9 protein-coding genes are annotated in these 9,860 nt (G+C 71.2%); 2 read left to right on the top strand and 7 right to left on the bottom strand.

All coding sequences use genetic code 11. The annotated features are described in order from the left end of the window. From VFM98_RS16980 to VFM98_RS16955, 6 genes are all read right to left on the bottom strand, one after another. Positions 1-381: homocysteine S-methyltransferase family protein (locus VFM98_RS16980; protein ID WP_325111081.1), on the bottom strand; the 381-nt coding region annotated here is incomplete at its 3' end. A gap of 132 nt (positions 382-513) precedes the next feature. Beyond that, on the bottom strand, positions 514-1,524 hold the full coding sequence (locus VFM98_RS16975) for a tripartite tricarboxylate transporter substrate binding protein (protein WP_325111080.1): 1,011 nt from the start codon (positions 1,522-1,524) through the stop codon (positions 514-516). Positions 1,525-1,565: 41 nt separating this feature from the next. Beyond that, positions 1,566-2,732 carry a mandelate racemase/muconate lactonizing enzyme family protein gene (locus tag VFM98_RS16970; protein ID WP_325111079.1) on the bottom strand — a complete coding sequence of 389 codons (1,167 nt, stop codon included), beginning with the start codon at positions 2,730-2,732 and terminating at the stop codon, positions 1,566-1,568. After that, on the bottom strand, positions 2,729-3,733 hold the full coding sequence (locus VFM98_RS16965; protein ID WP_325111078.1) for an NAD(P)-dependent oxidoreductase: 1,005 nt from the start codon (positions 3,731-3,733) through the stop codon (positions 2,729-2,731). The genes VFM98_RS16970 and VFM98_RS16965 overlap by 4 nt, the downstream gene beginning before the upstream one ends. Beyond that, the gene (locus VFM98_RS16960) at positions 3,730-5,322 is read right to left on the bottom strand and encodes an AMP-binding protein (RefSeq protein WP_325111077.1); all 1,593 of its coding nucleotides are present in this window, start codon (positions 5,320-5,322) and stop codon (positions 3,730-3,732) included. The genes VFM98_RS16965 and VFM98_RS16960 overlap by 4 nt, the downstream gene beginning before the upstream one ends. Then, the gene (locus tag VFM98_RS16955) at positions 5,319-6,077 is read right to left on the bottom strand and encodes an enoyl-CoA hydratase/isomerase family protein (protein WP_325111076.1); all 759 of its coding nucleotides are present in this window, start codon (positions 6,075-6,077) and stop codon (positions 5,319-5,321) included. The genes VFM98_RS16960 and VFM98_RS16955 overlap by 4 nt, the downstream gene beginning before the upstream one ends. A gap of 111 nt (positions 6,078-6,188) precedes the next feature. On the opposite strand from VFM98_RS16955, the gene VFM98_RS16950 reads away from it, so the two are divergent. Beyond that, on the top strand, positions 6,189-7,112 hold the full coding sequence (locus VFM98_RS16950) for a LysR family transcriptional regulator (protein WP_325111075.1): 924 nt from the start codon (positions 6,189-6,191) through the stop codon (positions 7,110-7,112). Between the two features lie 129 nt (positions 7,113-7,241). Beyond that, a complete protein-coding gene (gene recQ, locus VFM98_RS16945) occupies positions 7,242-9,104 on the top strand; it encodes a DNA helicase RecQ (protein ID WP_325111074.1) in 1,863 nt (620 codons plus the stop codon). A gap of 75 nt (positions 9,105-9,179) precedes the next feature. On the opposite strand, the gene VFM98_RS16940 is transcribed toward recQ, so the two are convergent. Further along, a partial coding sequence (locus tag VFM98_RS16940) for an ATP-binding protein (RefSeq protein WP_325111073.1) occupies positions 9,180-9,860 on the bottom strand: 681 nt, incomplete at its 5' end.

The raw sequence follows: 9,860 nt of genomic DNA, 5'->3' as shown, positions 1-9,860 counted from the left end.
CTTGTCGGGCGTGGAGAACTTGTCCGCCGCCTCGCGCGCCAGCTTCGCCGCGGCCACGTTCATCTCCCGCGCCAGCTCGCCCAGGCCGTAATCCTCCTGCGCGATGCGGTTGGCGCCGAAGGTGTTGGTCTCGATCAGGTCGGCGCCCGCGGCGAGGTAGCCCTCGTGGATGTCGCGGATCACGTCGGGCCGCGTGAGTACCAGCAGGTCGCTGTTGTTCTTCAGGTCCTTGAAGTGGTCGCGGAAGCGCTCGCCGCGGAAATCCTGCTCGGTGAGCTTGAAGCGCTGGATCATGGTGCCCATGGCGCCGTCCAGGATCAGGATGCGCTGCGCCAGCAGCTCCGGCAGGGCTTGTCCACGGGTGTACACGACGGGCTTCATGGCCGCCATTGTATGAAGCAGGATGAATCCGAGGGCCCGCAGGGTTGCCGGCTCAGCGCGCCCGCTCGAAGTCGGCCGCACTCAGCCAGCGGCGCAGGGCCGCGCCGGCGGCGGCCGCTGCGGTCCCGCCCCTCACTGGATCGTCACGCCCGCGGCCTTCACGATCTTGCCGTACTTGGTGATCTCCGCCTTGATGAACTCGCCGTATTCCGCGTCGCTCATGCCGGAGGCGTCCAGGCCCATGCCGGCGAGCTTCTCGCGTACGTCGGGCAGTTGCAGGATGCGGCGCAGTTCGGCGCTGATCTTCTGCGCCACCGGCGCGGGGATGCCGGCCGGCCCCACCAGGCCGTACCAGGTGCCCGTCTCGAAGCCGGGCAGCACCGTCTCGTCGAGCGTCGGGATGTCCGGCACCGCACCGGAGCGCTGCTTGCCGGACACGGCCAGCGCCCGCAGCTTGCCGGACTTCACGTACGGCACCAGGGTGACCATGTTGTCGAACTGCGCGTCGACCACGCCGGCCAGCAGGTCGGTCGTGGCGGGCGCACTGCCCTTGTACGGCACGTGCACCACGTTCACCTTGGCCTCGCTGCTGAGATAGACGCCGCCCAGGTGCTGCGCCGTGCCGTTGCCGCCGTTGCCGATCGACAGCTTGCCCGGATTCGCCCTGGCGTAGGCGAAGAACTCCTTGACGTTGTTGACCGGCACCTTGGGGTTCACCACCAGCAGCAGCGGCGCCTTCACCAGCAGCGTGAGCGGCGTGAAGTCCTTGGCCGGGTCGTAGGCCAGGTTGGGGTACACCGACGGGTTCACCGCCATGAAGCCGGCGGCGGCCAGCAGCAGCGTGTAGCCGTCGGGCGCCGCCTTCGCGCCGGCCTCGGCCCCGATGTTGCCGCCGGCACCCGGCTTGTTCTCCACCACCACCGGCTGGCCCCAGGCGTCGGTGAGCTTCTGTCCCATCATGCGGGCCAGCGTGTCCGTCGCGCCGCCCGGCGAGAAGGGCACGATGATGCGGATCGGCTTGTTCGGGTACGCGCCCTGGGCGGAAGCGGACGGCGTGAACAGCGCCGACACGCACAGGAGGGCCGCGGGCAGCAGCAGGGTGGTCCTGCGCAGCCACTGGCGGGGACGATGGCGGATGGTCATGGTTTGTCTCCTCTCGTGAAATCCCGGCGCGTGCGCGCGCCTCAGGTGATCGTGTAGCGCTCGGCGAACTCCTCGTTGACCGTGACCCCGAGACCGGGGCGGTCCGGGATCTCGATCAGGCCGTCCTGCACCGGGAAGGCCTCGCGCGCGAGTTCGTGCAGCAGGGGATTGGCGCCGAGCGAGTATTCGAGGATCCAGCCCGCGGGCGAGGCCGCGGCCGCGTGCAGGCCGGCGGCGAAGGCGAGCGCACCGGTCCACAGGTGGGGCGCGAGGCGCAAGTTCCAGGCCGAGGCGATCGCGCCGATGCGCATCGCTTCGGTGATGCCGCCGCAGATCGCCAGGTCGGGCTGGAATACGTCGGCCGCGCGCAACTCCGCGAGGTCGCGGAAGTCGAAGCGGTTGAACTCGCTCTCGCCGGCGGCGATCGGAATCGCAGTGGAGGCCCGCACTTCCGCCATGCCGCGCTTGTCGTCGGCGGTGACGGGCTCCTCGAACCACATCAGGTTGGCGTCCTCCACCAGCCGGCAGAAGCGCTTGGCCTGCGCCACGTTGTAGGTGCCGTGGGCGTCGCAGGCGAGCCCGATGTCGGGCCCGAGCGCCTCGCGCGCCGCATGCACCCGGCGCGCCGAATGCACCGGATCGCCGTCGATGACGCCGACGCGCATCTTGACCGCCTTGAAGCCGCCGCGCTCGACGTACCCGAGCAGCTGCTGGCCGATGCGATCGGCGTCGGCCCAGCCGCCCGAGGCATAGGCCGGCATGCGCGCCGCCTTGCGGCCGCCCAGCAGGCGCCACACCGGCGCATTCATGTGCTTGCCGAGGATGTCCCACAGCGCCAGGTCGACGCCGCTGATCGCCGAGACCGAGACGCCGCGGCGGCCCAGGATCGGGAACACGTGGCCTTCGGCCAGCGCGTAGTGGCCGCGGCAGCCGTTGTACATCAGCTCCCACAGCCGCGTGATGTCGCGCGGGTCCTCGCCCACCAGCGCGGGGCCGAACTTGCGGTTGATCAGGGCCACCAGGGCGTGGCTGTTGCCCTCGCTGCCCACCTCCTCCTTCGCCTCGCCGTAGCCGACGAGGCCGCACTCCGTCTCGATGCGCACCAGCACCGAGTCGAAGGAGCCGATGCGGCCGAAATCGGAGACGTGCTGCTGCTCGGGAGGGATGGGCACGTGCAGCCAGCGTGCCAGGACGGACTTGATCTTCATGAGGAAACCGGTTGTGCGAGCCGGGCGCGGATCGCCGCCCCCGCCTGCGTGTTCACCCAATGGCGGGGCAGTTCGCCGGCGAGCAGTTGCAGCACCTGGTCGACCGCGCCCTCGCCCATGCGCCGCATGCTGTCCTCGGTGATGCCGGCCAGGTGCGAGGACAGGATCACGTGCGGCATCGCCAGCAGCGGCGACGAGGCCGGCAGCGGCTGCTCCGCGAACACGTCCAGTGCCGCGCCGCCCAGGGCGCCGCTGCGCAAGGCCGCGATGAGGGCCGGCTCGTCGACGACCGGCCCGCGCGAGACGTTGATCAGGAAGGCGCCCCGTTTCATGCGCGCCAGCAGCGCCGCATCCACCAGCCCGCGCGTGCTGTCGTTGAGCGGGCAGGCGAGCACCACCACGTCGGCGGCAGCGAAGAGCTCCGGCAGCGGCAAGGCCTCCACGTAAGGCGCCATCGGTGCATCGCTGCGGCGGGCGCCCAGCACCCGGGCGCGCAGGCCTTCGTGGCACATGCGGGCCACCTCGGCGCCGATCGCACCCATGCCGACGATGCCGACCACCTTGCCGGCCACCTCGGTGCTGCCGTCGGCCAGCGCGCGGGCCGCCGGCCAGCCCTGGGCGCGCAAGGTGGCATCCACCTGCCGCAGCCGGTGCGCCAGCGCCAGCAGTTGGCCGACCACGTACTCCGCCACCGAGACCGCGTTGGCCTGCGGCACGTTGGCCACGGCGACGCCGAGCCGGCTCGCTTCGTCCACCGGGATCAGGTCGACGCCCGCCCCGTGGCGGATCACGCCGCGCAGCCGCGGGCTGGCCGAGAGGGCCTCGGGCGGCAAGGGGGCCCGCACGATGATGACGTCGGCATCGGCCGCGACGCGCGTGAGGGTCGCCGCGTCCGTGGCGGGCGCGAGGCGCACGTCTGCGTGCTGCTGCAGCCGCGCGAGAGGCCGCGGATGGATCGCGTTGGTGAGCATCACCACCGGGCGCACGCTCGCCGGGCTCACGCGATGCTCCTCTGCAGCTCGCCGCGGATCACCTTGCCCGAGGCCGTCATCGGCAGGCTGGCGCGGAAGCGGATGCGCTGCGGCACCTTGTAGGCCGCCATGTTCTGCCGGCACCAGGCGATCAGCGCCTGCTCGTCGAGCCCGTCGCCGGCCGGCCCGCGCGGCACCACGAAGGCGTTGACCACCTCGCCCTTCGATTCGTGCGGCACGCCCAGCACCGCGGCGCGTTCCACCAGCGGATGCTTCATCAGGAGCACTTCGACATCCTCCGGGAACACGCTGTAGCCGGAGACCTTGATCAATTCCTTGTAGCGCCCGAGCCAGGTGAGGTAGCCGTCCGCATCCAGCGAGCCGATGTCGCCCGTGTACACCCAGCCGTTGCGCAGCGTTTCGAGGGTCTTCTCCGGCTGGCGCCAGTAGCCCAGGAAGTTGCCCGGGCTGTGCAGCACGATCTCGCCCTGCGCGCCGGGCGGCTGGTCGCGGCCGGTCGCCGGGTCGACGATGCGGCAGCGCACGCCGGGCACCAGCTTCCCGGCCGGGCCCCACTTGACGGCGTCGCGCGGCATGACGGCATCGAAGGTATGCGTTTCCGTCAGGCCGTAGCCCGATTCGCTCACTTCGCAGCCGCCGCTGAATTCGGCCCACCGGCGCGACATCTCCGCCGTGGCGCGCACGCCGAAGCTGGTGGCCGTGGTGATGCGCAGCGAGCGCAGGTCGTAGGGGCGCGGCGTCTCCAGCTCCATGCAGGCCACCAGCATCGGCGCGATGCTTTTCCAGTACGTGACCCGGTGGGCCTCGATGGAAGCCAGCGCCGCGGCGGCGTCGAAGCGGTAGTGGAGCACCAGGGTGCCGCCGGCGTGGAGCGGGATGTCGAAGCCGCACAGCATCCCGGAGATGTGGTACAGCGGCGGGATGGACAGGTGCACGTCGCTGGGCCGGATGTCCATGAAGCGCACTGTGCCGGCCGTCTTGAACATCACGTTGCGATGGCTCAACATCGCGCCCTTGGGCCGCCCGGTGGTGCCCGAGGTGTAGACCAGCAGCGCGACGTCGTCCGGGGCGATGACCGCCGGCAGCGGTGCGGCCCCCTCTTCCCCGATGCGGGCCAGGAAGTCTTGCGCCGGATCGTCGATGGTGCGCGGCGCGAGGAGTTGCTCCGGCACCGGGTAGGTGGGCGCGGCGGGCAGCAGGTCGGCATAGTGCACCAGCAGCACGTGGCCGACGCTCACCTCGCGCGCCACTTCGCGCACGACGGGATGCAGGTCGTCGGCCGCGATCACTGCCTTGGGCTGCAGGTCGCCGAGCTGGTAGGCCAGTTCGTGCGCCTTGTACAAGGGGCTGCAGGGGCAGACCACGGCGCCGAGCTTCTGGATCCCGAAGTGGGCCACGATGTACTGGGGGCAGTTCTGCATGAACAGCGCCACCCGGTCGCCCTTGCCCACGCCGAGGCGGGCCAGCAGCGCCGCGCAGCCGTCGATCAGGCGGTCGAGCGCGGCATAGGTGATCTCGCGGCCGTACCAGACGATCGCGGGCTTGCAGGGGGTGGCGCGCGCATGCGCGGCGATGCGTTCGTGCAGCAGTTCGGTCATTTCTTTCCCGCCAGGCGCTCGGCCAGCACCCGCTGCGGCTCGCCGGCGGCGTAGCAGGCCGCCTGCAGGCGCGCGCCGGCGGCACAGGCCTCGTCGAAGCCGGCCTGCGTCATCTCGCGAAAGCGCTGCTTGGTGAGCCGGAAGGCGACCGGAGGCTGGGCCGCCAGTGCCCGTGCGAGCCGGTGCGCCGTGGGCAGCACGTCCTCCGGCGCGACGAGGTGGTGCACCAGCCCCAGCGCATGCGCCTCCTGCGCGTCGATCAGCTCGCCGCCCAGCGACAGCGCGATGTTCTTCGACAGCCCCAGGTGCAGCGTCATCATCCAGGAGCCGACGATGCTCGCGATGCCGGCCTTCACCTCCGGCTGCCCCAGCCGCACGCCGGCGTGGGCCACGCGCAGGTCGGCGCACAACGCGACCTGGAAGCCCGCGCCGGCAGCCGCGCCATTGAGCGCCGCGACGCAGGGCTTGTCGAGATCGCGCAGGGACTGGTACATGGCGCGTTGCTGCGCCTGCCACGCGGGCACGCCCGCCGCCGTCATCGCCGCGGCCTCGCGCAGGTCCTGGCCGGCGCAGAAGCTGCGGCCGGCCCCGGTGAGCACGATGGCGGCGACCTGCGCGTCCTCGTTCAGGGACCGCAGCGCGCGGATGAAATCGGACCGCAGTGCCTCGTTCACTGCGTTGCTGGCCTCGGGCCGGGCCAGGGTGACGGTGGCGACACCGTCCTCGAGGTGGGTCTTCAGCGTCGTCGCGCTCACGCCGCTCGCTTTCTTCGTTGTCTCCTGCGGCGCAGTCTAGCCACGCGCCGGCGGCCGGAGAAGTGCGAAGATTGCGCTTTCAGCTTTCGAATTCCTCGAATTCACCGCGGCATGGACCTGAAAAAGTGGCAGTACTTCTGCGCCGTGGCCGAAGCCGGCAGCCTGGCCCGTGCGGCGCAGTCGCTCGAGATCGCGCAGTCGGCGCTGAGCCGCCAGATCGCACTGCTCGAGGAAGAGTGCGGCGGCCGCCTGTTCCACCGCACCGGCCGGGGCGTGATGCCTACCCGGCTGGGCGAGGTGGTCGCGCCGAAGGCCCGCGCGCTGCTGGAACAGGCGGAGCGGCTGGCGCTGGAGGCACGCGAGGCAGCCAACGTGCCCACGGGGGTGGTCAGGCTGGGCGTGCTGCCTTCCACTGCGCGCGTCCTGGTCGGCGCGCTGTTCCAGCACCTGCGCGAGCACGCCCCCGGCGTGCGCCTGCACGTGATCGAGGCGTTCACGGGGCTGCTCGACGAGTACCGCAGCGCCGGCCGCATCGACCTGTCGGTGGTGAACCGCTACCGGCGTTCCGAACTGCGCGAGGAACCGCTGGGCGCCTTCGACAACTACCTGGTCGGGCCGGCGGGCGACCCCGTGACCGCGGGCGAGACGATCGAGTTCCGCAAGCTGGACCGGCTGCCCCTCGTGCTGCCCGGCGTGCCCAGCGAGCTGCGCGTGCGCCTGGACCAGCATGCCCGCAAGCTGGGGATCCACCTGGACATCGTGCTGGAAGTGGAGGCGCTGAGCGGAATGCGGGAGTTGATCCCGGAAAGCCGCGTCTACACCATCCTGCCCTCCTATGCCGTGGCCCAGGAGGTCGCGAGCCAGGCGCTCTCGATCTCGCGCATCGTCAAGCCCGCATTCCGGCGCGTGATGTGCCTGGACGTCAGCGCCGCGCGCCCGACCAGCCTGGCGACGCGCGAAGTGGCGCGGGCCATCCGCACCATCAGCAAGCGGCTGATCGCGGACGGGACCTGGCCGCGCTCCCTGCACGGCTGATCCGCGCCTCGCGCGGGGGCGGGTCACCTGCCTCTGCCCGCGGCACTGTGCGCAGTTCACAGCTTTGGCGGTCCGCGTGCGGGCGTCGCCGGGCGTTGAGGGTGCAAGCTCAGGGACAATCCCGGGATCGTGACCCCCGCGCATCACCTCCTGCAAAGCGTCTTCGGCTACGCCGCCTTCCGCGGCCAGCAGGCCGAGATCGTCGACCACGTCATCGCCGGCGGCGATGCGCTGGTGCTCATGCCTACCGGCGGCGGCAAGTCGCTGTGCTACCAGATCCCGGCGCTGGCGCGCCAGCAGGCCGGGCACGGCACGGCCATCGTGGTGTCGCCGCTGATCGCGCTGATGCACGACCAGGTGGGCGCGCTGCACGAGGCCGGGGTGGAGGCCGCCTTCCTCAACTCCTCGCTGTCGCTGGAGGAGGCCAACGCGGTGGAGCGGCGGCTCGCGCGCGGCGAGCTCACGCTGCTCTATGCGGCGCCCGAGCGCGTCACCACGCCGCGCTTCCAGGCGCTGCTCGATGCGCTGCACCAGAAGGGCAAGCTGTCGCTCTTCGCGATCGACGAGGCCCATTGCGTGAGCCAGTGGGGCCACGACTTCCGGCCCGAGTACCGGGCACTCGCGCTGCTGCACGAGCGCTATGCCGGCGTGCCGCGCATCGCGCTCACCGCCACCGCCGACGGCCTCACCCGCGAGGACATCGTCGCCCACCTGCAGCTCGGGCACGCGCGCCAGTTCGTCAGCAGCTTCGACCGGCCCAACATCCGCTACACGATCGCGGAGAAGAAGGATCCCACGCTGCAGCTGCTGCGCTTCATCGAGGGCGAGCACCAGGGCGAAGCCGGCATCGTGTACTGCCAGTCGCGCAAGCGCGTGGAGGAGATCGCCGCCATCCTCTGCCGCGAAGGACTGGACGCCCTGCCGTACCACGCGGGCCTCGACGCCGAGGTGCGCCAGCGCCACCAGGACCGCTTCCTGCGCGAAGACGGCGTGGTGATGACGGCCACCATCGCCTTCGGCATGGGCATCGACAAGCCGGACGTGCGTTTCGTCGCCCACCTCGACCTGCCGAAGAACATCGAGGGCTACTACCAGGAGACGGGCCGCGCCGGCCGCGACGGCCTGCCCTCCGACGCCTGGATGGCCTACGGCCTGCAGGACGTGGTGAACCAGCGCCGCATGATCGACGAGAGCCCGGCCGGCGAGGACTACAAGCAGGTCCAGCGCGGCAAGCTCGACGCGCTGCTGGCGCTGGCCGAGGCCACCGACTGCCGGCGCGTGCGCCTGCTGGCCTATTTCGGCGAGGAATCCGAGCCCTGCGGCAACTGCGACAACTGCCTCAATCCGCCGGCGGTGTGGGACGGCACCGAGGCCGCCCGCATGCTGCTGTCCACCGTCTACCGCGTGCAGCAGGCCAACGGCCTGCATTTCGGCGCCGGCCACATCATGGACATCCTGCGCGGCAAGGAGACGGAGAAGGTGCGGCAGTTCGGGCACGAGCGGCTCTCCACCTTCGGAATCGGGGCGGAGTTCTCCGAGCAGCAGTTGCGCGGCGTGCTGCGGCAGCTGATCGCCACCGGGGCGCTGGCGGTGGATGCGTCGGCGTTCAACACGCTGCACCTCACGGCGGCTTCGCGCGCGGTGCTGCGGGGGGAGCGACAGGTGCTGCTGCGCGAGTCGGTGGGGCTGCCGGCCGGCGGGCGGGCCAGGACGCGCCAGCGCGGCGCAGCGAAGTCCGGCGTGCCGGCCGCCGCGGCGAGCCTCACCGATGCGGCACAGCAACGCTTCGCGGCGCTGAAGGACTGGCGCACGCGCATCGCGCGCGAGCACAACCTGCCGGCCTACGTGATCTTCCACGACGCCACGCTGGCCGCGATCGCGGCGCTCGACCCGCGCTCGCTCGACGACCTCGAAGGCGTGAGCGGGATCGGGGCGAAGAAGCTGGAGACGTACGGGCCGGGCGTGCTGGACGTGCTGCAGGCGCTGGGGTGAGCCGGCGGGTGCGCTGCGCGCACCGCTGGGGTTTCGCTGCGCTCCACCGCCAGCCTACCCGTGCAGCACCAGCGCCTACGTGAAGCCGATGCTGCGCGCCTCGCGCACTTCGGGCTTGATGCGGTGCTCCGCTTCCAGCTGCTCCAGGAATTCCTCGGGCGAGAGCTGGGCGGCCAGGATCTCCACCTGGCGCTTCACGGCGGCGAAGTCGCCGGGGCACAGCTGCTCCAGCTTCGCAAGGCGCGCCGCGGCCTCCGGCGTCAGGGCACCGGCATCCCCGCCGAGCGCCTCGGTCACGAACATCTTCTCCCGCTGCGCCGCCGTCAGCGGCTTGAAGCGGATCTTGAAGGCGAAGCGCCGCAGCGCCGCCTGGTCGATGCGGTCCATCAGGTTGGTGGTGCAGACGAAGATGCCGGCGAAGCGCTCCATGCCCTGCAGCATCTCGTTGACTTCCGTGACCTCGTAGGTGCGCTGGGCGCCCCGCCGGTCCTGCAGGAAGCTGTCCGCCTCGTCCAGCAGCAGGATCGCCTTTTCGCTCTCGGCCTCGCGGAACATGGCGGCCATGTTCTGCTCGGTCTCGCCGACGAACTTGCTCATGAGGTCGCTGGCCTGCTTGATCAGCAGCGGCTTGTCCAGGCTGCGCGCGATGTGCTCCGCCAGCGCCGTCTTGCCGGTGCCCGGCGCGCCGTAGAAGCACACGGTGCCGTGGCCGCGCGCGCGCAGGGCCTCGACGATGCGGGGCACCTCGAAGCGCGA

This window comes from Ramlibacter sp., from assembly GCF_035706265.1.
GTDB lineage: Bacteria > Pseudomonadota > Gammaproteobacteria > Burkholderiales > Burkholderiaceae_C > Ramlibacter.
The sequence above is the reverse complement of the archived record's forward strand: the minus strand, read 5'-3'. Positions and strand labels throughout refer to the sequence as shown.

Excerpts from the sequence above, each read along its gene's own strand:
- VFM98_RS16960 (WP_325111077.1), bottom strand. The coding sequence starts at position 5,322 with ATGACCGAACTGCTGCACGAACGCATCGCCGCGCATGCGCGCGCCACC.
- VFM98_RS16970 (WP_325111079.1), bottom strand. The coding sequence starts at position 2,732 with ATGAAGATCAAGTCCGTCCTGGCACGCTGGCTGCACGTGCCCATCCCT.
- VFM98_RS16950 (WP_325111075.1), top strand. The coding sequence starts at position 6,189 with ATGGACCTGAAAAAGTGGCAGTACTTCTGCGCCGTGGCCGAAGCCGGC.
- VFM98_RS16975 (WP_325111080.1), bottom strand. The coding sequence starts at position 1,524 with ATGACCATCCGCCATCGTCCCCGCCAGTGGCTGCGCAGGACCACCCTG.